The following is a 24,603-nucleotide window of genomic DNA, read 5'->3' on the forward strand; positions in this document are numbered from 1 at the left end:
ACTAAATCAACAAGCGTTAGTTTAGCTGTAACATAAAATGACGAAGCCATCCGCAAGGATGGCTTTTTTGATTTTTTACTCGCTGTATTAGTTTGGAATTGGCACAACCAGAATGTCGACAGGAGATTTGTTGATCAGGTGTCTCGAATAAGAAATGATCTTACTCCAGAAGTCCTGATGGTGGCCACATATCAGCAAGTCGACACGGTTTTCCTCAATGGTGTCATTGAGCTTATCGCCCAGATCGCCAGTCCCGACTAAAAAATGCTTCACAGGAAAATCTAGCTTGGCTTGGAATGCGCGCAACCATTCCATCGAGTGTTCGTTGAGTGGTCTGACGCTGGTGTCAGCCTGAATGTCGACCAGCTCCGGATAGATTTCTCCATGGGTGCCATCAATGTGGATGAGCGATATCTCCGCGTCATGCTGCTTAGCCATAAATACCGCTCTTTCAAGCAACACATTGCTCTCTTCCGACAGCTCCAGCGCGACCAGAATATGTCGATATTTCATTACCATGTCCTCTTATTGAACTGACTCATTTCATCATAGAGCGAATCGCTGAAAAATTTTGTCTAAGAGATCGCGGAAATGCTACAAATTGCATTGGTTGAACATAAGGATATTGTTCTAATTAGTTAGAGGCGGGTTTCTTGACCGCTAAAACAGAAAAGGTATGCCAATGCTTGATTCGTCCCAGTGCTGTCTTTCCTGATTCATCGCGCTCTTGGAACTGGATAATATCGAAATCTTTGAACAAAGCTTCCACCTGTGGTTTCGTCAGTGGTGTAGTTGCTATACGGAATCCATGAGCCCAAGAGTCTTTTTCACCCATGAAATCACCGCTAAATACGCCGCCAATTTTTAGGCTGTTACTGATGGATTGCCACGTGTCAGGAAACGCCTCCGGTTCAGCAAAGAACAGGCTGTTGTGTGCCAGAACCACTCCAGCTTGTGGGTAACGGAACGTTTCAAATGTGGAGAGTGAGATATTAATCGAAGGCTGGTCTGCGAATCGATCGCGGCAGAGGCCAATAGCGTCTTCATTATTATCAAAACCATACACCTGATAGCCTTGCTGCGCTAGGTAGGCGATGTCGCTGCCCGTACCACAGCCACAGTCAATCGCAACTTTACAGCCAGAACGGTTGATTTGGTGTGCGTTCTCAGTTTTTGATGAGTGCTTTTTGGTCAGTACCTTTTGGTAGTATTGGTGCCAAGTTTCGCTGTTCTTATCCATTGTTCACTGCTATCGGAGGGAAGGGTTGTAGTGTGCGTGAACGGAAAAAACTAGGAAATAACTATCTCACACCTCAGCCTCATTTTGTTCCTAAAATGTGAGTTACACTCAGTTCAGACTCGAAGTGAGAGAGAATATGATGACAACTTTTCCTAAGCATTTTCTGTGGGGTGGCGCGATTGCGGCCAATCAGGTGGAAGGCAGTTTTGATCTTGATGGTAAAGGGCTGTCGACGTCCGACATGTTGCCCAATGGGATTCTCAGTCCGCACCAGACGCGCCAACAACGCACCGAAGGTATTAAAGATCTGGCGATAGATTTTTACCAGCGTTATCCAGAAGATATTGCTCTATTCAATGAAATGGGGTTCAACTGTCTGAGGTTGTCCATTGCTTGGACGCGTATATTCCCGAATGGCGATGAATCTGAACCCAATGAAGAAGGCTTGGCGTATTATGATCGTATCTTCGACGAATTAGCGAAACATGATATTACGCCTTTTGTCACCTTGTCTCATTATGAGATGCCTTACGCGTTGGTAGAAAACTATGGCGGTTGGGCAAGCCGTGAACTGATTAGCTTCTTTGAGCGCTATGCTCGTACCGTGTTTGAACGCTATCAGAACAAGGTCAAACTGTGGCTGACGTTCAATGAAATCAACATGTCTCTTCACGCGCCGTTTACCGGTGTGGGCTTGGCTGAAGAGGCTAGTGAGCAGGCCATTTATCAGGCAATCCATCATCAGCTTGTCGCTAATGCAAAAGCGGTGAAACTATGTCATGAGATTATTCCAGATGCCAAGATAGGTAACATGTTGCTTGGTGCGCTTAATTATCCGTATACCTGTAATCCCGATGATGTCATCGCGGCGATGCAGGAAAATAACAAATGGCTGTTTTTTGGTGATGTCCAGACTCGCGGTCGTTACCCAGGTTACATGCTTCGTTATTTCCGTGAAAAAGGGATTGATATTGACATGCAGCCGGGTGATATAGAGGAATTGGCGAGCGCCAGCGTTGACTTCATTTCATTCAGTTATTATGCGAGTGGCTGTGCCAGTGCGGATCCCAAGCAGAAAGAGGTCGGTAACATTGTCGACAGCGTGCCCAATCCGTATTTAGAGAAAAGTCAGTGGGGTTGGTTGATTGATCCGAAAGGGCTACGCATCTTGCTTAACTTTCTTTATGACCGCTATCAGAAGCCGCTATTCATAGTTGAAAATGGACTTGGGGCGCGCGATGAAATCAACGCTGATGGTGAGATAGAAGATGATTATCGCATTGCCTATCTCAATGACCACTTGGTTCAGGCCAGAGAAGCCATATTGGATGGAGTGGAGCTGATGGGTTTCACCAGTTGGGGCCCTATCGATCTGGTTGCCAATTCCACTGCGGAAATGAGTAAGCGCTACGGCTACATTTATGTTGATCGTCATGATGATGGCAGTGGCACATTAGAGCGTAAGCGCAAGAAAAGCTTTTTCTGGTATCAGGATGTTATCCGCACTCATGGAGCATCGCTAAAATCTTGAAGTCAACGAGCCATCTGGCTCCTTGATTGCTGGCGTCTTGCGATAGGCTCATACTCGGCGCAAGTCGCTTTATGTGAATTAGTCTGAATACAATCTATCGGTTTCGTTTCCTTGAGGTGATTAGAATTGCTGGTTGGCCTAGATCGGCTCTGTTCCATTCAGAACCAGAGATGGCCATCCCTTGAAGTCTTCTTGGTGTGTGTCCTGAATTTCTATGAATTTCTAGTTTCTATTTCTCAAATAGTCAAAATTTGAGACCGACCTTGCCTCATATTGATGCTTCTTATGCATTTAAAAAGCCCCTTACGTCGATTGACATAAAGGGCCAAAGCGTAAACAGGGATACCCGTTAGAAAATGAACTTATAGCCTAATGAGATCATCAACAGGCTCAGAGAGATGGATATCGTTCGTTGAATGAGTTTTGGACCATACTTCATTGCCGAAGCGCTACCAACGTGGTTACCAAACAAGTTCATGACCACTAATGGGACGGCCAATGCGTACATAACACTCCCCGCTAACATGAAGGCGATCAGTGCGCCTATATTCGAAGCAAAATTAAATAACTTTGACGTCGCTGAAGCGGAAACCAAATCGAACTTGAGCAAGTAATGCAGTGCAAGGATCAGAAAGCTTCCAGTTCCCGGCCCGAAGAAACCATCGTAAAATCCAATCACAAATACGGCAGCAGGGACACCAAACAAGATGACGTATCGATTGATGGGCGCACTCGTATCGTGTTCTTTGCTCTTTTTGGGAATGAAAGATAACACAATACCAAACGGAAGCATGGCGAGTATGATCTTGCCGATCGTATCAGGATCGAAATAAAGTATTGCTTCCGCACCCGCATAGGCCCCCACTAAACCCGCAGGTATACCCGTTGCTACCGCTGTCCAGATCACGCATTTATTTCTGACGAAATTACGGATCGCCGCAATGGTACCAATGGTGCTGACAATCTTCTCTTGTCCCAGCGCAATGTGTGGCGGTAGGCCGGCAAGAATGAAAGAAGGAACCAAAATCAGACCGCCTCCACCGGCAACCGAATCAATAAACCCTGCAGCAAATGCAGACACCATCAGTGCAACCAGAATCCAAAATGTAATATCGCTTCCTAGAAATTCCACGCTGTGTTGCTCCTTTTATGATGACTCTTGATAGGTTTTGATGAGTACAGAGGTGTCCATACGACCGTATCCGTGGTTCTGTAGCTCACGATATTCACTATCTACTTTGATCGTGAGTGGCAAATCTATCCCTAACCTTTGGCTTTCGTCGATACAAATGCCTAAATCTTTGCGCATCCAATCAATCGCGAACCCAAAATCAAATTCATCTCTAGACATCGTTGAGGAACGATTCTCCATCTGCCAAGAACCTGCCGCCCCATGCTTCAAGACATCCACAAGGTCATCGATATCTAAGCCAGCATGTTTTGCCAACGTCAGCCCTTCACTCAAGCCTTTCAAAACGCCAGCAATACAGATCTGATTGACCATTTTTGAACGTTGACCTTGGCCGTTTCCTCCCATCAACTTGGATTGTTTTCCATAAACGCTCATCACAGGCGCTGCCTGCTCATACATTTCATTTTGACCACCACACATGATAGTCAGAGCACCATTTTCAGCCCCCGCTTGCCCACCAGACACAGGGGCATCAATGAATGCGATCCCTTTTTGTTTGCAGGCCACACCGAGTTCAATCGCCAATTCGGCGGATGTGGTGGTATGGTCGACCAAGATACTTCCAGGTTTCATATTGTCGATAAGACCCGTCTCACCGTAAACCACGCTGCGAACGTCATCATCATTTCCTACACAAACAAATACCAAATCACAATCTTGAGCCGCGGCCCCAGGCGATGAACAAACCTCACCGTGATAGTCTTTCGCCCAGTCATGAGCCTTTTTCGTTGTGCGATTGTAAACTTTGGTTGGGTAGCCATGACTAGAAAGGTGTCCTGCCATTGGGTAGCCCATGACACCTAATCCAATAAAGGCAACATTGTTTTTCATAGCGTTCTCCTTAGTCCTTTGCTATTTGCTTTCAATTTCCGTACGGCAATATTTGAACAAGCGAACTTATTACAAATTCACTCACCAACGATCAGTGCTATTTTGATGTGGATACCCCCTCTCTCTGCTGTAGCCCACGCGTTAATAGACCAAATGGCGTTTAAGGTCTCCACGGTTCTCACTTTGATCAGATAATATTTCAATGCCCTTAGATTGAAATATGTCAATTTTGTATCATTGACTAATGGCGATTTCTGCAATCATCCCGTGGGCACGAGGTGTTTAACCGTACTTATCTACCAACCTTTCATATTCAATTATGAAAAGTCTTCATCTAAGGTTCATTGATGGTATTTTATGGTCAGATTCATAGGGCATAGGCCTCTTCGTTACACGGGGTAATGAGTGAATCTGAGCTTCCTCATTGAGCATTGTTTTTAGTGTTATGTAATCTTCTTATCACTTTGATGCATGTTATTTGTTGGATTGACATATGTCAATTTAAAAATGACATCATTAACTGCTCAATTCCATAGCGAATAGACATAGTTATGCTTTATAATCGAAGAGGATAATTAAGGAGAAGTCGATTGAATAACAACAAATTCGTACGTATTGCTGACGCTATTGAAGAAAAGATTAATAGTGGCGAATACACGGCCAACACTAAGCTACCGACCCATCGACAGTTAGCTGATGAGCTTAAAACGACTCCAGCGACGGTCGCTAAAGCCTATAAGTTGCTTAGTGACAAAGGTCGGCTTGAATCGTTTGTTGGTAAAGGTACGTTTGTTGCTGCTCACTCTGATCTGAATGAAGCTATTCAAGTGGTCCATGAAGACACCAATTACAATTTCTCTCTGCTACAGCCGTGCTTACACAAGAACATTCCTGCGATTAAGAGCGCCTATCGACAAGCGTCTGATCATCTCACTGAAACTTTGATTGGATATTGTGAGGATTCGGGACATGAAAAACACCGACAAGCGGCCGTCAAGTGGGCTCAACAGTATGGTCTGGAAGGCGGTAGTATCGATAACACTGTATTGACCAATGGGGCTCAACATGCTCTCTCTTTATTAGTAGAAACGCTAACTGAGCCTGGTGACACCATTTTGGTTGAATCCCTCACTTATCCAGGAATATTGGCCATTGCCAATTTATCTAACCGCAACGTTGTCGGCGTTGACTTAGACGAACATGGCCTATCTCCATCATCACTGGATAGTGCGATTCAACAATATTCACCCTCTCTCGTGATTGTCATTCCATGCCATCAGAACCCCACAGGTGTGTCGATGCCTGAAGTGAGAAAAAAAGAAATCGCTCAGATCATCAATGAGCATCAAGTTTGGTTGGTAGAAGATGACATCTATTGCTTCTTAGATGAACACCCCATCCCCCCTATTGCCAACTTTGCACCAGATTACACATTTCATGTCACCGCTTTGTCTAAAGCGATTAGCCCTGCAATGCGGTGCGGGTTTATTAAAGCACCGGCTAGTCAGATCGCACGGCTCAATGCCCACATACGAGCCAATATCTGGTTGTCATCGCCTATCAACTACATTGCCGCGACACTGCTTATCGAGTCGGGTGAAGCTTTCACTCTCGCCTCGAACCAAAGAGACATGGCGTCGAGCCGACAAAAAATCGCTCGTGAGATTTTTTCATTGAATGGCGTGCAATCTACTGGCTACCATATGTGGTTATCTTTACCCGAGCATTGGCAGCAAGATAGGTTTACCATGGAAGCCAAGAATCGCGGATTAATTGTCACCAGTGGCAGCTATTTCAGTGTGGATGGCTCAAGCACTCAACATATCAGGCTTTCACTTACCTCAATCAGTCAAGAGAGAAAATTGATTGAAGGGCTCAAACAAATTCGTGATCTTCTGAATGCCAGTCCAAATGCCTTTATGCCTTTCTGATCAGTTGTAGTCCATCAGAATCCACGCTTTCTAGGTTACGGAGTGTGAGAGGCGTAGCGATCACCTCACAAAAGCGCCTGTAGCTCTTTTGGTGTGTTCTAACTTACTGTAAGCCATTTGGCCATAAAAGGAGATTGATGTTCGGATTGTTCAAGAAAAAGGGCAGCAGGCCAGAACCTGAGCCCGAATATATCGTGGCCACGATAAATGCTCGAATACAACCAATGCACAGAGCTGAAATATACGAAGATCCTCTTGATGAAATTTTGTCGAAAAACTCAATCGGTGAAGTTTCTGGCGGTGGCACACTTCAATCTCAGTCTGGGGAAATCGAGCATTGTGATGTAGTAATTCAGGTTAACAACTCAAGTAGAGAAACGGTTGAAGTCATCAGGTCTTCGCTCGAAAATATAGGAATACCCAAAGGCTCTAAATTAAAGATTGAAACCACTAACTCGGAGCGTGAGTTCGGTACTTTAGAAGGTTTAGCAATTTACTTAAATGGTACAGACCTAGATCCCGAAGTATATGCAAACAGCGACTCTAACTACGTCTACAGCGAGTTGGATCGTTTAACTTATGGTCATGGTAAAGTCTATAGTTACTGGCAAGGGCCAAAGGAAACTGCTTTCTACTTGTATGGTACTTCCTTTGCTCAAATGAAATTGCAGATTTCAGAATTGGTTACTAGTTACCCTCTGTGCCAAAAGTGCAGAATTGAGCAGATTGCATAAAGGTGGCTAATCGGGGGCGTGTAATAGTCAACAAATCCCCAAAATACACCCGTAAAGAGAAAGATTATCGATTTACCGAGTGTGATTAATTTGTTGTCTAAGAACTATGTTTCTGTTGGAAAATCACTGTTGACTTGCTCCTTTAACCAATCAATAAACAATGTCACTTTGGGTCTTTTCAAGTTCTTTTCAGGTAAACATATAAAATATGAGAAAGATAGCTCGGTAAAACTCTCTCCAATTCTAACTAAAGTTTTATTTTTGATATATCTATTAACTAGGCTGTGTTTTATTAATCCTATTCCTTGCATTGCTAGGGCACTTTCTACCACAAATTGAGAACCATCAAATAAAATCGAAGGATTAATGGGTTTTTTGTCATTTAATTCCAGCCAAGTCTTCCAACTCATATCTGTATAAATATCTTCTATTAGCACACCATTATTCAAATCATCGATGCTGTATATGCCATACTTTTCTTGATAATAAGGGTGGCATACAGGATATATAATGTCTTTCATCAACCATTCACAATGCATTCCAGTATATTGACCAGAACCGAAACGTACGCATAAATCGATACTATTGTCAGTGGGTTGAGAGAGACGGTTGGTTGGTTCAACTAGAATATTGATATCAGGGTGCCGCTCTCTGAATCCTTGTAATCTTGGAATTAGCCAATGATGAGCAAAAGAGCTAGGTGTTGATATCGCGAGCTTGTTTGGGTATGGGTCATCAACCAGTTCATCCAGACCAGATTCTAGGTGGTTAAATCCTTTCTTGACCTGTTTGTAAAGACTTTCCCCATAAGGGGTGAGTTCAATTTTCCTGTGATGACGGTGGAACAGGCAAGTGTCTACGCTAGCTTCGAGTTGTCTTATTTGCTGACTTACTGCAGCTGGAGAAACGAAGAGTTCTTTTGCTGCTAATTTGAAGCTCCCTAAAGCTGCCGCTCGATAAAAATAATGTAAACCTTGGAGAGGAAGATTCTGTCTTTTCAATTAAGAAGGCCTTAACTAACGGCAATAAAGAATTGCTTGTCAGGTTAACATAAATTTACAAATATATAAAAGTATCATTGAAATATGTTTTTTTTATCAATTAGGCTCGCATAACAAGGAATAGTTTTGAATAAGTATACAAATATAAAAAAATCAATAGATATAAGCGAAGGTTTTTGGGATACAACCAGCAATAATGGCCTTGCTAATATTATCAGTAAGAATATGGGAAATGGTGAGCACTTGACAGTTCCCGGAGGCGAGCAGTTTGTAAATATGTCCTCGTACTCTTATCTTGGTTTGGATAGCCATCCTGCAATTATACAAGGTGCAATTGACGGTATTCAGTCGACAGGGGCATTAAATTCTTCGACTTCACGCATTCGTGTTCAATACGAAATACTTAACCAAGCAGAGTGCCAATTAGGTGAACTAACAAGTAGTGACGTGTTCACACTGCCTTCTTGCGCAGCGGCCGCCGCCGCAGTATTACCATTACTCTCATCTGGTGCCCTTACCAATAATACCCCCCCGGTCATGGTTTTTGATAAGCATGCGCACTTTTGTCTGAATTACATGAAACCCATTTGTGCTGATGAAACAAAAGTCATCACGATTGAGCATAACGACATGTGTGCATTGGAGGATATTTGTAAGCAGCACCAACAAGTCGCGTTTGTCGCTGATTCTATATACAGCACAGGTGGAGCGGCACCGATAAAGAGGTTACTAGAACTGCAAAGTCAATACGGGCTATTTCTGCTGATTGACGAAGCTCACGGCCTTTCTACCACTGGTCATAATGGAGTAGGCATGGTTTTGAGTGAAGTCGATGAACTTAATGATCAGACGTTGCTCATCGCATCTCTAAATAAAGGCTTTGGTGCATCGGGTGGTGCCGTGTTCTTTCGTCAACACAAGGACAATAAAGTCAGGAACCTTTTAGCCAGATATGGTGGGCCGATCACTTGGTCACAGCGAATTAATACGGCGGGCCTTGGCGCTATTATTGCTTCGACTGAGTTGCATCAGGATGGAACAATTAATCGATTACAAACGACGCTAATGCGTAAAGTTGAATTGTTTGACGAGTTGGTAACGACCCGAGCCAAAGGTGATGGATTGCCTATCCGATTTGTTTCTTTGGGAGACGAGCAAGCGACCATCAATATAGCCAGAGAGCTATTTAGTTCGGGCTTTTACACTTCAGCGATATTCTTCCCAGTCATCGCGAGAGGTAAGGCGGGTCTAAGAATCATGTTGCGCTCAAATATGCAAGATAAAGATATTCAAGAGTTCGCCATTAGATTGAATCAACTCAAGCAAAAGCATGGAGTGCATGATGCGTAGAGCAGGTAATCGTCTCGTACTGGTTTTAGCTTGTACGTTAGTGCTGATGGCACAGATGTCGACCACTTTGTATTTGCCAGCTTTGCCTGAGGTCGCAAGCGAACTTTCCATAAGTCGCCATTATGCTGAATTATCCATTTCACTTTTTGTGATTGGAGCGGCTTTACCCGTTATTTACTGGGGGCATGCTGCAGAAAAATATGGGCGAGATAGATCCTTGGTGATGGCTTTAAGTGTGTTTATTGGAGCGAGTTTATATCTCTATTTTGCACAAACAATCGAGAGCTTACTGGTCGCGAGAGTAATCCAAGGGATGGGAGCGGGTGGTGCTGCAATCATTGCCAGGATCTTGGTAAGAGATAACTGGAGCGGAGATGAGTTGACGCAGAAACTCTCGCTGCTTTCGATGGCCTTCATTGCTGCGTTAGGTATCGGGCAGTTTATCGGTTCGATATTAACTGAGTATAGCGATTGGCGGTTTGGCTTCATATTATTGTCGGTGATAGCTGTCGGAGCATTGGTCGTGATTATGTTCATTCCTTTTCAATCGACTGAACAAAAGCCTCAAGCTTCACCAACATCGCGAGCAAGTTATATTCAAATTGCAAATGACCGAAGTTTTCTGATCCCTTGCGTTCAAGGAGGGCTTGGGTTTGCCACGATAGTGACGCTGCAAGAAGTGAGTCCATTTGTATTTTCACATGACTTACAGCTATCTAGCCAAATGTTTGGTTTCTTTGGCCTTAGTATTGGTGTTGCGTATTTCTTAGGTTCTCTTTGTGTCAAACATTTTGTAACCAAGGTTGGCAGTCAGAAGTTAATGAACCTGGGGGCCTATCTGATGATGTTAGGCTCAATAATCATGCTGGGGGTTTGGTTGTTCAGCAGTGCAATTCCAATGCAAATCCTTATTGCTGCTTATCTTAGTTTGTATCTACTCATTATTTTTGGACAAGCTATCGTTTTTCCAAACAGCATGTCCATTGCTGCAAGCCAATCTTCGCACAATGGCGCGCATAGCATTGCTTTGTGTGGATTCCTACAGCAATCAATGGCCGGAATAGCAGCGGCATTAGCGGTTGGTGCGGGACAAAGTCATAGCTGGGTGTACTGGGTTGCTATTATGGGAGTAGTGATTCTTGGTCTTAGTTTTACGAATAAAGAGCAAAAAGCATGTCTGAATTAGTTTCAATATTAGATCCGAAAACTGAAGAGGCCAAAGTTAACTTTGATGGTTATCAAGCTATTCTAGAAAAGTTTAATCAAGCCCAATCTGAGTCACTCGCTTTAGAGTTGCCAAGTCGTGAAAAGCAAAGCTCTAGAGGTAAGCTTTCTCCCCGGGAACGGATATCAAAAGTAATTGATGTTGGAACCTCCTTCTTTGAAATCGGGCAAATAGCAGGATACAAAGTCTATGAGCAACCTCTCCCGAGCGCAGCAATAGTGACAGGTGTTGGTGTAATAAACGGCCGTAAATGTGCCATTTTTGCCAACGATTCTGCTGTAAAAGGCGGAACCTATTATCCAGTTACCTTGAAGAAACACCTTAGAATGCAAAGTATTGCGCGCAAACACAAATTGCCCTGTATTTACTTGGTCGATTCTGGTGGTGTATTTCTTCCACTTCAAGATGATTTATTCCCGAGTGAGCATCACTTTGGCAAAATATTCAAGAACATCGCGGAAATGTCCAGTTTAGGTATCGCCCAAATTTCAGCGGTTCTTGGGTCTTGTACTGCGGGTGGCGCCTATATTCCAGCAATGTGTGATGAAACCATTATTACCAAAGGGAATGGCACCATTTTCCTCGGGGGCCCACAACTGGTGAAAGCAGCAACGGGAGTTGAAGTTGACGCTCAATCTCTCGGTGGTGCCACACTACACACTGAGGTGAGTGGAGTCGCTGACCACTATGCAGAAAATGAAGATCATGCGCTCCAGATAGTGAGAGATCTTGTCAGTCGTTCTCATCAAGATGAGCCAGAATGCGCCCCTGATATCGCTCCTAGGGACAGCCTCTACTCGTTAGAAGAGATACCGTACCTGTTAAGTAAGGACCCCAAAAAGCCCATCATCGCGAGAGAAATACTGGCTAGGTTGTTGGATGACAGCAAATTAGTTGAATACAAAGCTAACTATGGAAAAAGCATCGTGTGTGGGACAGGCCACATAGGAGGCTATGCGGCTGGAATCATTATTAATGACGGAGTGCTCTTTTCAGAAAGTGCGATAAAGGCGACGAATTTTATGGCTATTTGTGCCAAACGCAAACTGCCGATTGTTTTTATTCACAACATCAATGGTTTTATGGTTGGCAAAGAGTACGAAGCTGAGGGCATTGCTAAGCATGGCGCTAAAATGGTCAACGCTATCTCTTGCTTAAGGGTGCCAACGATCAGCCTCATTGTTGGTGGAAGCTACGGAGCTGGGAACCTGGCTATGTGCGGCAGAACCATGGAACCGGATTTTATGGCGATGTGGCCAAACGCTAAAACTTCGGTCGTTGGGGGAGTGCAAGCCGCTAAGGTAATGTTGATGATGGAGCAAGAAAAGCGTCAGCGGAATGGTGAGAGCATGACCGAACTCGAACAAGAGCAATTCATGCAGCCGATCATCGATACATATGAAAAACAAGGTTCTGCAATGTATGTTGGGGCTCGAATGAACGCAGATGCCATTATCCCTCCGGTCCAGACTCGTGACTGGCTTGCCACCTGTTTGTCTCTCTGTAGACATCAGGATATGGAAGAGACCAACTTTGGAATATTCAGGATGTAAACATGCTTAAAAGAATTTTAATTGCAAATAGAGGTGAGATTGCACAGAGAGTTGCGAGAACTTGCCTTGACTTAGGTATTGAATACGTCGGAATACATTCTGATGAGGATGGCGATAGTGAGTATCTGCTCGACGCCATTCAGTGTGTTCATCTTGAGGGAAGCTCGGCGCTAGAAACCTACTTAAACATAGACAAAGTGGTGCAAGCAGCGCTCGATAGCGATTGCGACGCTGTGCACCCAGGATATGGTTTTCTATCTGAGAATGCAGACTTTGCTTTAGCACTTGAAAGTAAAGGCATTAAACTGATTGGACCTACTTCAGAAATGATTGGTTTAATGGGAAATAAGTCCACGGCGAAAGAGGTGATGGCTCGTGCTGGATTGCCCGTTTTACCTGGTTCTGTTACAGGGACATCAGACAAAGCTCAGTTGATTTCTGATGCTGAGACTATTGGCTATCCGTTAATTCTGAAGCCCGTACTTGGCGGTGGCGGTAAAGGTATGGCCATCGTCTATGACCGCCACACATTAGAGCCTGCCATTGAAGAGGCTTGTCGGGTGGCGAAAGCGGCTTTTGGTGATGAGCGTTTACTTATCGAAAGGTACATAGAGTCACCGAGGCATATCGAGGTCCAAGTGGCATGTGACCATTTTGGAAATGTTATTCATTTATTTGATAGAGAGTGTTCTATTCAGAGGCGTCATCAAAAGATCATTGAAGAGGCCCCTGTTTCTTACCTTAGCGAGGAGGTTCGTCAGGAATACCTTTCCGCCGCAGTAGAAGCAATGGAAAACATCAGGTATACCAGTATAGGCACGATTGAGTTTATCTTTGATGGCAAACAATTCTATTTCATGGAGATGAACACTCGCTTACAGGTTGAGCATACGGTAACAGAAGAGGTTACTGGAATTGATTTAGTCGAGTTGCAAATTCGTATCGCAGCGAATCAGCCGCTGTCTTACCACCAAGCTCAAATACGCACCGATGGGCACTCCATACAGGCGAGGTTGTATGCAGAGAATCCATATAAAGAGTTTCAGCCAGAACCGGGGACGGTTAAGTATGTTCGTTGGCCATCCAAAGTGAGAGTTGAACGGGCATTTTCTCAATCAGGGAATATCTCTGGTTATTATGACCCCATGTTTGGCAAAGTAATCAGTCATGCTGCTACGAGAGACAAAGCAAGGAAAGAGCTTATCACTGCGCTCGAAGAAACGAGTATTATTGGTGTGACCACCAACATTGTGTTTCTTAAACACCTATTAGAGGCCTCAAGTTTTGTGAGCAATGATGTCAGCACAGACCTTGTCGATCAGCATGTGATCCCCGTCTTTTTGAAACAAGGGTGTAAAAGGGACAGGCTTGATGCAGCGCTTGCTATCGCCGCTAACCTTTATCTCAGTGAATCGTTGAAGGATATTAGAAACACGCCTTGGGTAAAGAGCGCTGGTTCTACTCTTTCGCGTGGTTTGGGAGAGCAGCATATTGGCCGCGTAGAGTTAGAAACCGACGATGGACAGTTTGAAGTACTTATTCAATCGATAGATCTTCGTTCAACACGTGTCGCGGTCGAGGGGCAAGTCTTTAACGTATCTCTGTCAGGTACATCTGCACAAGAGGTCAAAACGGGTAATATTGGCGCGTTGAAATGGCATGCTATAGAGAGTCAAAGTCGATACTTTGTTGAGGTTGGAGGAGAGTCATACTCTATTCAGCGCAAACAACATGAATTCGGTGCTCAGAAAAACCAGTCTGACATCACTAAGTCAGAGATATCAGGCGTGATTGTCTCCGTGTTAGTTGAAGAAGGTCAGCATGTGGAAGCTGGCAAACCTCTCATCATCGTAGAAGCCATGAAAATGGAAACGACGATTTTTGCTCAAAAACAGGGCGTCGTATCTAACATGCACTGTTGTGTAGGAGATATAGTAAACAAAGGTGACACCATTCTTAAAATCGCGGATGGTTTGCAGGAATCGATGTAAAGTCAGTTAAGAGCATCGCCACTTTCAAATCAACATTCGGAATCTTCGCCTAGTATGCAGCTAGGCGATTTTTTCTACCTAAATCCCTTCTCTGCCTTAAATAATCGAACCCGTTTTTGTGACGGCCTTTTTTAACCCCCATTCTTTACTCGACACATCAATGATAGGTGTGTGTCCTGAATTTACTCGTGAATTTAAATGATAGGTGTGTGTCCTGAATTTATGTCTGAATTTATGTGAATTTACGACCTGAACTTACTAACTTCTTTATGTCGTAAATTGCTAGCGAGCTAATGAGAATGGGGTGATAAATAATGTTAAATCATAATAATAATGGTTGTGTAGCCTGAAACCGAATTGAACGATATTTATACAATTTAGCTCCATTTCTTATGTGAGCGAACTTATAAATGCGTTATAAATCTTTTCCAGATGAGCCAGAAGAAAGGCAAGAAACCACCCGAGAAAGAGCACAACGTCACCGTAAAGAGCGTAGAGCAGAATTAACCTATACCGCGAAAGATCGGCAGCGGTGGGCTGAAAATAGAGAGCGCGTTCTTGCCGAGCGCGAGGCAAATGGTACGAAAGACAGTTTAGATAAGCTTCATTTGCAGTTTTTCGCCAAGAACAGACAAACAACACAAACAATGATGTTGAAATCTTCAATATTGAAAGAGTCAAAACCTCTTAATCAGTTGGCGGAAGGCAATTTTCATGCTGTTAAACAAGGCGTTAGTGATACCGAAGAAATAAAGAAAATCCAACAGGCCTTGATGGCATTGGGTTTTGACTTGGGGAAATCTGGCGCTGATGGCGATTTTGGCCGCGCGACAGAAGGTGCAGTTAAACAGTTTCAAACCCACTATAAACCGACTCATACCACGCATAAAAGCTACCTATTCGGCGGCGTTGATGGGATTGTCGACAAAAATACCATTCTTGCTTTAGATGAGGCCGTTGTTGAAGAGTGGAAGTATTCGTTTAGGTTTACACTTGAGATGCTACAAGCAGTGTACCCAAGGGTAATCAGTAGCAAGCAAAATCTGTTGCAAGGTATCGTGGATGAGCTCAATGACCATATTGAGTTTTATAAGCTTGATACCCCTTTGCGTAGGACTCATTTCTTTGCGCAGATAATGCAAGAAACTGGGCCCACGTTGAATATGGCAGAATATACCAATTACCGGACTACTGTATTAGACACCTCTCAGTTCAAGACAGCTAGAAAGAAATACTATCCAGCAGATCATAAACTTCATCCCGGCAAACGATATATTGATGTTCTAGGTATTGATAGAAAGGAAAATGGAGTTTTTGTAAAAAAAGATGGCACAAGACCATCTGAAGATGATAAACGCATGCTGTTTAACGTTATGTACGGAAGTAGGGGAGATTTAAAGAATGGTGATTACTTAACAACGGATGACGGTTGGAACTTTAGAGGTCGAGGGTTAAAGCAGTTAACTGGTCGTGGCAATTATACCGCTTTTAATGAATGGCATGCCGCTAACCAAGCGCGCTGGCCTGATGATATTATCGATGCGGTTAATCATCCGGAGATATTGTTGGAGGTTAAGTATGCCACACGCTCGGCAGCGAATTTTTGGTTGGTCAACAAAGTCTATTTGAAAGCCGATGCTGGAGCAGAGGATTCCGCTATTAACTCGGTGACGGAAATTGTTAATCGTGGTACTGATAGTTATGGTTTGCGTAGGAATAATTTTAACAAGCTATGGGAAGCTAAGGTGTTTGAATGAAGTTGAGAAGGTTATTATTGGCTCTAATTGTTAACGTTGTATTTGTATCCACAGTTTATGCTCATCCATTGATCATTAAAGAAGATGACCGTTTGAATCGGACACTCTGTCAAGATGATGAAGATATCTATTTTAATGCTCAACTAGAAAATGGAAAAGTAGCGTCTTTGTGCGCTTATCAACATTACAGCCCTGATATTGGCTACGTTAAATACCGCTATGGAGATGTGGGGAGTGTCGAGTTAGAGTTCCCAAGTGATAAAAAGCCACCAAGAGGGCGTTTTTTGACCTACCACGTCCGTTTAGGGCCTAACGTGCAAGGGCATTGGGTCTACTTTTATATCAATGATTATCAATATTTACTCTCTTCGGTTAATAACGGATGTCTTGTTAGTGTGTATGATATGTCTTCAATCAAAGGCGAGAAATTATTTCTAGGGTACTGTGAAAAACAATCTGAATTGAAAGGAAAGGTGCTTACTTCTGGGTTGCTTCTTGATAAAGCTGAAGTTTATGAGAAGTTCCCAGAACAATCTCAAGACCCTACAGAGCCAGAGTTTCATCGCCCTGAATTTAATCGTATTTATGGTGAACGGCAACGCCCATAAATGCCATATTTTATTTAACTTCAATGCTTTAGTGCGCAGTGGATTGTTTCGGTAGAACAATGATTCACTAAACGTCGCGATAGTGGCCATTTCTGCACCTGATAGTCAGAAAAATGAGTGGGAATAGACGATGAAAATGGGAAATAGAGACGCTATCAATAATTCTGGCTAACTTTGGGTTTACATATATTTAGTGAGTCAGTCTTCGAGCATAAGAAAGAGTCGAACCCAATAAATTTGAAGCGTGGGATTAGTTGTCTGCGTCAAAATATTTGGATACACACCAGTAAAAAGAAAGATAGGTTAGGTTTACCAAATAACCTTGAGGTTTTTTCTTGTGAATCGCTATAACTATGGGTTTGCGTAGGAATAATTTTAACAAGCTATGGGACGCTGAGGTGTTTGAATGAAGTTGAGAAGGTTATTATCGGCTCTAATTGTTAACGTTGTATTTGTATCCACAGTTTATGCTCATCCATTGATCATTAAAGAAGATGACACTTTGAATCGGACACTCTGTCAAGATGATGAAGATATCTATTTTAATGCCCAACTAGAAAATGGAAAACTAGCGTCTTTGTGCGCTTATCAGCATTACAGCCCTGATACTGGCTACGTTAAATACCGTTATGGAGATGTGGGGAATGTAGAGTTAGAGTTCCCAAGTGATAAAAAACCACCAAGAGGGCGTTTTTTAACTTATCACTCCCGTTTGTCGCCTAGCTTGCAAGGGCATTGGGTCTATTTTTATATCAATGATTACCGATATTTGCTCTCTTCATTTAATCGTGGATGTAGCGTTAGTGTGGATGATGTCTCTTCAATTAAAAGCGTGAGATTATTTCTAGAGCGCTGTGAAAAACAATCTGAATTGAAAGTAGATAGACGCAGAACGGGGCTGCTTCTTGATGAAGCTGAAGTGTATGAAAAATTCCCAGAACAATCTCAAGACCCTACAGAGCCACAGTTTCATCGCCCTGAATTTAATCGTATTTATGGTGAAAGGCAACGCCCATAAATGCCATATTTTATTTAACTTCAATGGTTTAGTGCGCAGTGGATTGTTTCGGTAGAACAATGATTCACTAAAGCTCGTGATAGCGGCCATTTCTGCACCTGATAGTAAGAAAAATGAGTGGGAATAGACGATGAAAATGGGAAATAGAGACGCTATCAATAATTCTGGCTAACTTTGGGGTTACATATATTTAGTGAGTCAGTCTTCGAGCATCATTATTGGTGTATGCCCTGAATTTACGCTCTCAGCAGGAATAAGCCATACATCCTAGCGGACGGGAGTATGGCTTTATTAAACGACTTTTTATGAAAGATCGTGGAGATCTTTACCAAGCGGTTGGCTTAGGCGGAACTGACTGAATGCAACTTGCAGCCCTTCACGTTCCGGTGTACAACACATGGCGCCGACAAAACGCTTTTGAGCCAGAGGAATAGTACAGAGGCGGAGCAGGGGCCAGGTAATACCATCTCCTGAGTATTGCAGCCTTAGTACGTCCCCCTCGACGGTTGCTCGCATCCAGAACTTTTTGGTATCGCCATGGAAGGGGCCTGTCGCCCAGTCGGACTTGCCATTAGTCAGTACACTACTCATCAGAGCCTGCTCATCAGCAAACTCGATTCCTGCTTTACACCAGACTTCCTCGCCCTGCTCGATCATCAGCCCTGCCTGATCGTACAGTTCGCTGAACTCGCCCTCAATACATAGCTCAAAGGTGAAATCACCTTCCACCTCACAGCCAAATATATGTCCGTTATGACGGATAAAACCGTAATGTGTTTCGCGCCAGAAATCGGTCTTAAGGTCCGTTTTTACGATGATTTTATCATTATTTTGAGTCCAGGATGCTGGTGGGTTTATCCAGTTAAAATGAGAGATGTCCATGTTTATCCTTGTTGGTAATTCTAGTCATTAGCTGAAAAAATGAAGCGGGCGCAAATCAGCAGGCTTAGCGAAAGAACGGCAACGACACCGAAGGCAAAGCCCAGAGTGGTGGCGTTGGCGACAAACCCAATCAATGCCGGACCAAGTAAGATCCCTGAGTAACCGATTGTAGAGACTGACGCGACTGCTAGGGTGCTGGGCATCACTTTTTGCTGCCCAGACGCAGTGAACAGGATGGGGACAATGTTTGACAGGCCTGCGCCTATCAGGAAGAAGCCGAAGTTCATGGTTTCTAGGCTGTTCCCAAGAACGATGACACCGAATCCTAGCGACGCGATGAGCGCACTGATCACAAAAACGCGCAGACGGCCAAAAGCAGCGATTATTCGGTCACCCAGCAGGCGTCCGGCGGTCATTGCGCACGCAAATACCGTGTAACCCAGACCGGCATGGTCAACGGTGATCAGATTATTGCTGGTGAGAAGAATACCACTCCAGTCCAGCATAGAGCCTTCCATGATATAGGCCACGAAGCAGAGGACGCCCAGCAGGATCACGATACCTTTGGGAACCACAAACAGCGGAGATTCGTCTGACTCGCTGTAGGTGAGCATGCCTGAATAGGCGAATAGCAGCATGATCACAACCGCCGCTATAATCAGCGCAATGACGGTTAGGGGAGCCAGCCCCTGCATCAGCAACAGGCTTACCAGCCCAGCTCCAGCGATACCACCGATGCTGAATAGGGCATGGAATCCTGACATCACAGGCTTGTCTACCTGTTTTTCAACCAATACGGCGTGAATATTAACCACCACATCCATCGCGCCGATCCCTGCACCGAACAAAAACAGGGCTATAGCAAGGGTCAGGGGAGTATTCATTGTGACCAGAGCCGGCATCATAGCAAGCGTCAGTATTGTCGCGGTGAAGAACACAACTCGGCAGCCGAAGCGCGATGCAAGAATGCCGGACAGCGGCATCATCAGAAATGATCCGATACCAAATGACAGCAGTACCATCCCCATGGTGCCGTGATCGGCCATCAGCCTCTCTTTGGCAAGGGGGATAAGTGGTGCCCAAGCAGCCAGGCTCAACCCGGCAACAAAAAAGGCAATGCGGGTGGCATTGACGGAGCGGGGAATCGCTGGTGAAGGTGTGGAATCCAGTAGTTCCATGTTTTTTCCTGTAAATTCGATGTGGCCCCTGAGTTATATGGGAGCCACTATGATTTTTTATTTCAGTGTCAGCAGGGCTTAGAGTGATGAAAAACAAGCCCTGATAAGACGTTCGATCTGTTTAAATACTCTCGGTTAACTCAATCGCATACCAGCAATTGCCTGAACTCTTCCACCTCACTCAGAGTCCCGATAACCTTTGAAGCCTGATGGTAGGTTTCGTTGCTGGACAGGGCGTGGGGCCAGCCGTATACCCTAGGGATCCCCGCCTGAACGGCAGCCTGGATACCTAGATCTGTGTCCTCGATAACGATAGCCTGACTCGCTTTGGCGTTAAGGATCTCCAGCATGGCCAGATACGGATCTGGATGGGGCTTGGTCTTCGCCACTTCATCTCCTGAAATCAGAGGAACAGAAGACTCAGCCGGTAATCCAAGCGCTGAGAGGTTGGCAAGGCATACATCACGAGGTGCGGTTGAAACAAAACCCACCGGGATGCGGTTCTCAAGCAGTGCATGAATGATAGGCTTTGCCTCCTTGCGCAGGTAGGCAGGGCCTATTTCCATCTTGTAGGTCTGGACAATGGTCTTTATCAGGGTGGGCTGCTGCTCGCGCCCGACGCCTAGTTGTTCCAGTGTTTCAGTCAGGCTCAGGCCAATAAGGTCCTCCGCTTTCACGCCTTCTGTTTGATGGGGTAAAAGATTTTTTAGCAAATCAAAGTGCAACTGCTCGCTGTCGACGATCACACCATCAATATCGAATATTATTACGGAGTGATTCATGCGCGGACTTCCTCTTTACGGGAAGGGATGCGCAGCAGTACCTTACAGTTTGGTTCCTGAATAGGTTCAAGCTGCTTCTTGCCGATATTGCAGCCCACCATGGCAAATGCCTGCTCAAATTCCTCGAACTCGAAGCGGTGGCTGATGAGCTGTTCTGCCGGGATCAAGCCGTCACGAATGATTTGGTAGGCCCGCTCAAAACTGTTGTTGAGTGAATCGATGGAGCCGATGACTGATAGGCTTTTATCGGCGATTTTCAGAACATCGAGCTGGGCACTGGATTCCTTGAGCGCCACATTCATGATTTTGCCGCCAGGAGCAAGGCGAGAGAAGACGGTTTCAGTAAGGTAACCGGTAGTATCAACACAAAGATCCAGTGTCTCTTGGTCATTTCCATACTCTTCACGCATGGCCTGTGTAAAGTCTTGGTATATCCGCACAGACGGCGGCAGTACGTCGAGCGCAAACTGATAACGATGTTCATTTTTTTCAACGAGGAACGGGCTTACGCCGCGCAAGTGCAGAGACCACAGATAGAGCATTCCCATGGTGCCTGCACCAATGACACAGGCGCGAATGTTCGGATGGGTAATATTCAGTTTGTCGACACCAGTCAGTGTGCAGCTTAGAGGCTCAGTCAGTGCGCCGGCCTCGAAGCTGACATGGTCGTCGAGATGCAGAAGAGAACTGGCTTTGGCCAAGTACTGTTCGGCAAAAGTTCCGTCATAGGATACCCCTGCTTCCGTACCAGCTTTACGCTCACAGTGGTTCTCATTTCCGGTCTGGCACATACGACATTTGCCACAGGAATAGGTTGGGTTGATCACTACACGATCACCAGGCTTGAATGCTGAAACCTCTTCACCGACACGGAGCACCGTTCCTGTTGATTCGTGGCCAAGGGTTGTACCCGGAACCGCAACAGGGTAATCACCGGAGATGATACCGACATCTGTGCCACACAGGCCGCAGACCTCAACAGCGACAACCACGTCATCCCCTTCTTTACACTGTAAAGGCTCTACCTGAGTGTTGATGACATCCCACACGGTATTGAATTTTAATGCTTTCATGCGGTCACCTCGTCCATCATTTCGAGTTCACAGGCCACCTGGGCGAAAGTTACATCCAGTTTGCGGATAACTTCAGTTAGGTGCTCCCGGGTGCAAATCAATGGAGGCCTGACCTTAATCGCCCGTCCTTTGCCATAGCGCGAACCGCGGATAACCAGCCCATTCGAATAAGCGATATCGATGACCATCCGTGCGATCTCTGGCGAAGGTACATCGAACCCAAACATGTACCCCACGCCCCGGACCCCGCTGATTGAGGCATATTTTTTCTGCAAGCCGAGTAACCCTTCTTTCAGGTAGTGTTCGTTTTGCTGAACCTGCAGCAGCAGGTGCTCGTCTTCAATGATCTCAATGGTCTCGTGCAAAGCAACCAGAGACAGAGGATTGGCGCCTGAGGTGCTTGAGTGCTCGTAGGGTTCTAGCACATCCAAAGCCTGCTTCATCAGAATGCCACCAATTGGAATACCTATGCCGCCTGCTCCTTTGGCAAATACGATAATGTCTGGATCTAACTCTTTGGCGTAGCCTGTACTTGCAAAGAAACTTCCTGTGCGGCCAAAGCCTGTCTGAACCTCATCGGCGATAACAACAATGCCGTATTGGTTACATATTTTTCTAACCTGTCTGTAAAATTCGGCAGGTAAGACAATATTTCCGCCATTGCCCAGAATAGGTTCTATGATCATGCAGGCAATATTTCCACTGGAGCCAAAATTAATGAAGTCCTCCAGTTGACTGAAATAGTTAATTTCTGCGCTTTGTGTTTTCGACTCCTCCACCAGATCGCTCTGAGGAACGGGAATTTTGAAAGAACCATCAATGTTGGCGGTAAATTCCTCCAAGCGGAACGCATTACCGGATATTCTGGCCGTAGCCAGAGATTGTCCATGATGCGATTTAAATAGCGAAATAACCCCAGAACGTTTTGTTTTTTTCTGGGCCATACGAATAGCCCCTTCAACCGCACCGGAACCAGAAACATCACGCAGCCACATACGATCAACGCCAGCAGGCAAGTGTTTGCGTAACTTTAATAATATTTGCTCAGAGAGAGGTTTGGTAAATGCAGAGCTTAAATGTGTACAACGGTCGATTTGTTGTTTTAGTTTTTCAGCTAAACGTTTATTAGTGTAGCCTAGAGGAAGATTAAATGTTCCTGAGGCTGCATCAATAAGGGTTTTATCATTAATGTGTAAATATGGCCCATTACCTCTGAATCTGGCAATGTCTTCGTTAAATCCAGTCATTTTAAATTTCCAGCAAGAGAATATAAACGGATATCCCTATCTTTTGTTGTCCTTTTAGCCGGGTCTAAGAAAGTGAATCTTTCACTATTTTATACTCAGGCAATATCATGAATGTTTTAAGAGTTATCCGGGTTGAATAAGGCTCAAGTAATGATGAAAAATCACCCATCATAAAAACATTTAGATAGTAATAATTAGGTAATAGACTTCATGTTAAACGTGCACCTAATTATGCATTTGATTTTATAATGTGAAACCATATGCACATCATCCTAACTTATACTGTGGTGAGGATGAGGAGCAAAATATTGAGGGGGATGGCTGGGGCGTAGGTGGTGTTTGAATGAGGTGATTCGCCGTCTGAAAAATATGGGATGGAACACACGCCAGTGAAGAGAAAGATAGGTTGTCTCAATCACATTGAGGGTAAGTCCTTTCGGTGTGTGTCCTGAATGCTTCTCTGAATGCTTGCTCTGAATGCTCTGTTTTAAACAATAGCAGCCGTTTTCTGTGACGGCCTTGTCTAAACCTCATCCTTTACTCGACACACGGTTAACACACCTCTTTACAAGGTATTGATTTTTGAACAGTTAATCGGCCTACGCGCTGAAAGCGTTGACTCTTCTATACCCCAGCGATATCCTGCAAAAGCACTGGCAAAATCCAGTGCCGGGATTGGAACCCCGCACCTTACACATGGCGCATAGATGCCGGCTGAACCTTAGCCTTCATCATGTGCGGCCTAGGCACATCTGTAGAAATCTAAATCGCATGACTTAATGCGCATTTTGATTCGGTATTACGGTGGGCTGGGCGAGGCAGCTCAGGCTGGCCGTTTCCATGTGTGCGGTAGTTCCAACCTTGTTCAGTTCACCACCCTTTGTTATGGGGTCTCTGTGTGGTGATGGAAATGTTTTCCTGTTGGAGGTTACCATGCCAAAGCTCACAGATGATCACGTTCTGAAGGTTCTCAACTCTATTTGCTATCGCATTCACACCGAGCCTGAATCGATTCGCTCCCATATGGGTGATTTATCGACGCTGCTCAATGGGCCCGACCCTAAACAAACGTCCAAATACAGCTGGCTCGAAGCGATTATTAGACAAGCGCAGCTCAATCGCTTTACTGAGCATTGCTCCCCATCTCGTGACACTACCGATCTTTGTTTAGTTAAGATGCGGAATCAAAATGCCTATAACTTGTGTTTGCCCAAGACGTTGACCAATGTATTTGTCGTTTGCAGTCTTTGTGCGCACAGCCGATTGAGTTGGTGGCATACGGGAAGGCGAAACTCAGCCCAGATGCATTGCTTGAGGTCCTATCTGAACCGCAGATCCAGAACAACCGTTGGTTTCCGCTGAGCGATAGTCAGCGAGATGGCATCGTTAAAACGCTTAAAGCAGAGCAAACTCTCACCTCGCGTTGATTGGTTATCAACGAGCCAGTGTGGCCTCAACGAGGTTTGGAGTGGTTTAAGT

Annotated in this window: 21 protein-coding genes; 11 read left to right on the forward strand and 10 right to left on the reverse strand. The window is 44.7% G+C overall.

What is annotated here, in order from left to right:
- Window positions 1-87 precede the first annotated feature (87 nt).
- Window positions 88-513, reverse strand: coding sequence for a universal stress protein (locus OH455_RS05395; RefSeq protein WP_269980619.1), 426 nt, complete (start codon window positions 511-513; stop codon window positions 88-90).
- A gap of 121 nt (window positions 514-634) precedes the next feature.
- Window positions 635-1,240, reverse strand: coding sequence for a class I SAM-dependent methyltransferase (locus OH455_RS05400; protein ID WP_269980620.1), 606 nt, complete (start codon window positions 1,238-1,240; stop codon window positions 635-637).
- Window positions 1,241-1,379: 139 nt separating this feature from the next.
- On the opposite strand from OH455_RS05400, the gene OH455_RS05405 reads away from it, so the two are divergent.
- The gene (locus tag OH455_RS05405) at window positions 1,380-2,771 is read left to right on the forward strand and encodes a glycoside hydrolase family 1 protein (RefSeq protein WP_269980694.1); all 1,392 of its coding nucleotides are present in this window, start codon (window positions 1,380-1,382) and stop codon (window positions 2,769-2,771) included.
- A gap of 349 nt (window positions 2,772-3,120) precedes the next feature.
- On the opposite strand, the gene OH455_RS05410 is transcribed toward OH455_RS05405, so the two are convergent.
- Window positions 3,121-3,903, reverse strand: coding sequence for a TSUP family transporter (locus OH455_RS05410; RefSeq protein ID WP_269980621.1), 783 nt, complete (start codon window positions 3,901-3,903; stop codon window positions 3,121-3,123).
- A gap of 15 nt (window positions 3,904-3,918) precedes the next feature.
- Complete coding sequence (locus tag OH455_RS05415) at window positions 3,919-4,794, reverse strand: NAD(P)-dependent oxidoreductase (RefSeq protein WP_269980622.1); 876 nt, start codon at window positions 4,792-4,794, stop codon at window positions 3,919-3,921.
- A gap of 590 nt (window positions 4,795-5,384) precedes the next feature.
- Between OH455_RS05415 and OH455_RS05420 the strand changes: the two genes are divergently transcribed.
- Both OH455_RS05420 and OH455_RS05425 read left to right on the forward strand, forming a co-directional pair.
- A complete protein-coding gene (locus OH455_RS05420) occupies window positions 5,385-6,725 on the forward strand; it encodes an aminotransferase-like domain-containing protein (protein WP_206369591.1) in 1,341 nt (446 codons plus the stop codon).
- Between the two features lie 137 nt (window positions 6,726-6,862).
- Window positions 6,863-7,459: a hypothetical protein gene (locus OH455_RS05425; RefSeq protein ID WP_269980623.1), complete on the forward strand. Its 597-nt coding sequence runs from the start codon at window positions 6,863-6,865 to the stop codon at window positions 7,457-7,459.
- Window positions 7,460-7,563: 104 nt separating this feature from the next.
- Here OH455_RS05425 and OH455_RS05430 read toward each other — a convergent pair whose 3' ends face one another.
- Entirely contained in the window at window positions 7,564-8,460 is an 897-nt protein-coding gene (locus OH455_RS05430; RefSeq protein ID WP_045977166.1) for a LysR substrate-binding domain-containing protein, read from the reverse strand.
- A gap of 126 nt (window positions 8,461-8,586) precedes the next feature.
- Here OH455_RS05430 and OH455_RS05435 point away from each other — a divergent pair, with 126 nt between their 5' ends.
- The 7 genes from OH455_RS05435 (at window position 8,587) to OH455_RS05465 (ending at window position 17,962) form a co-directional block, all read left to right on the forward strand.
- On the forward strand, window positions 8,587-9,810 hold the full coding sequence (locus tag OH455_RS05435; RefSeq protein WP_269980624.1) for an aminotransferase class I/II-fold pyridoxal phosphate-dependent enzyme: 1,224 nt from the start codon (window positions 8,587-8,589) through the stop codon (window positions 9,808-9,810).
- Complete coding sequence (locus OH455_RS05440; RefSeq protein WP_206369607.1) at window positions 9,803-10,996, forward strand: MFS transporter; 1,194 nt, start codon at window positions 9,803-9,805, stop codon at window positions 10,994-10,996. Before OH455_RS05435 ends, OH455_RS05440 begins: the two co-directional genes overlap by 8 nt.
- Window positions 10,984-12,588, forward strand: coding sequence for a carboxyl transferase domain-containing protein (locus OH455_RS05445; protein WP_045977169.1), 1,605 nt, complete (start codon window positions 10,984-10,986; stop codon window positions 12,586-12,588). The genes OH455_RS05440 and OH455_RS05445 overlap by 13 nt, the downstream gene beginning before the upstream one ends.
- Before the next feature lie 2 nt (window positions 12,589-12,590).
- Window positions 12,591-14,579: an ATP-binding protein gene (locus OH455_RS05450; RefSeq protein WP_269980625.1), complete on the forward strand. Its 1,989-nt coding sequence runs from the start codon at window positions 12,591-12,593 to the stop codon at window positions 14,577-14,579.
- A gap of 650 nt (window positions 14,580-15,229) precedes the next feature.
- Window positions 15,230-16,336, forward strand: coding sequence for a peptidoglycan-binding protein (locus OH455_RS05455; protein WP_269980695.1), 1,107 nt, complete (start codon window positions 15,230-15,232; stop codon window positions 16,334-16,336).
- On the forward strand, window positions 16,333-16,944 hold the full coding sequence (locus OH455_RS05460; RefSeq protein WP_269980626.1) for a hypothetical protein: 612 nt from the start codon (window positions 16,333-16,335) through the stop codon (window positions 16,942-16,944). Before OH455_RS05455 ends, OH455_RS05460 begins: the two co-directional genes overlap by 4 nt.
- A gap of 406 nt (window positions 16,945-17,350) precedes the next feature.
- The gene (locus OH455_RS05465; protein WP_269980627.1) at window positions 17,351-17,962 is read left to right on the forward strand and encodes a hypothetical protein; all 612 of its coding nucleotides are present in this window, start codon (window positions 17,351-17,353) and stop codon (window positions 17,960-17,962) included.
- 303 nt (window positions 17,963-18,265) lie between these two features.
- On the opposite strand, the gene OH455_RS05470 is transcribed toward OH455_RS05465, so the two are convergent.
- The 5 genes from OH455_RS05470 to OH455_RS05490 form a co-directional block, all read right to left on the reverse strand.
- A complete protein-coding gene (locus OH455_RS05470) occupies window positions 18,266-18,844 on the reverse strand; it encodes a DUF1349 domain-containing protein (protein WP_045977672.1) in 579 nt (192 codons plus the stop codon).
- 20 nt (window positions 18,845-18,864) lie between these two features.
- Window positions 18,865-20,022, reverse strand: coding sequence for an MFS transporter (locus OH455_RS05475; RefSeq protein ID WP_045977673.1), 1,158 nt, complete (start codon window positions 20,020-20,022; stop codon window positions 18,865-18,867).
- A gap of 140 nt (window positions 20,023-20,162) precedes the next feature.
- Window positions 20,163-20,804 (reverse strand): HAD family hydrolase, encoded by a 642-nt coding sequence (locus OH455_RS05480; RefSeq protein WP_269980628.1) that lies wholly within the window; start codon window positions 20,802-20,804, stop codon window positions 20,163-20,165.
- Window positions 20,801-21,877 carry a zinc-dependent alcohol dehydrogenase gene (locus OH455_RS05485; protein WP_269980629.1) on the reverse strand — a complete coding sequence of 359 codons (1,077 nt, stop codon included), beginning with the start codon at window positions 21,875-21,877 and terminating at the stop codon, window positions 20,801-20,803. The genes OH455_RS05480 and OH455_RS05485 overlap by 4 nt, the downstream gene beginning before the upstream one ends.
- Window positions 21,874-23,124: a class-III pyridoxal-phosphate-dependent aminotransferase gene (locus tag OH455_RS05490; protein WP_269980630.1), complete on the reverse strand. Its 1,251-nt coding sequence runs from the start codon at window positions 23,122-23,124 to the stop codon at window positions 21,874-21,876. Before OH455_RS05490 ends, OH455_RS05485 begins: the two co-directional genes overlap by 4 nt.
- Window positions 23,125-24,326: 1,202 nt before the next feature.
- Between OH455_RS05490 and OH455_RS05495 the strand changes: the two genes are divergently transcribed.
- Entirely contained in the window at window positions 24,327-24,551 is a 225-nt protein-coding gene (locus OH455_RS05495) for a hypothetical protein (RefSeq protein WP_269980631.1), read from the forward strand.
- Window positions 24,552-24,603: the final 52 nt, after the last annotated feature.

The sequence above is a fragment of the Vibrio sp. T11.5 genome, assembly GCF_027587155.1.
Taxonomy (GTDB): Bacteria; Pseudomonadota; Gammaproteobacteria; order Enterobacterales; family Vibrionaceae; genus Vibrio; species Vibrio neptunius.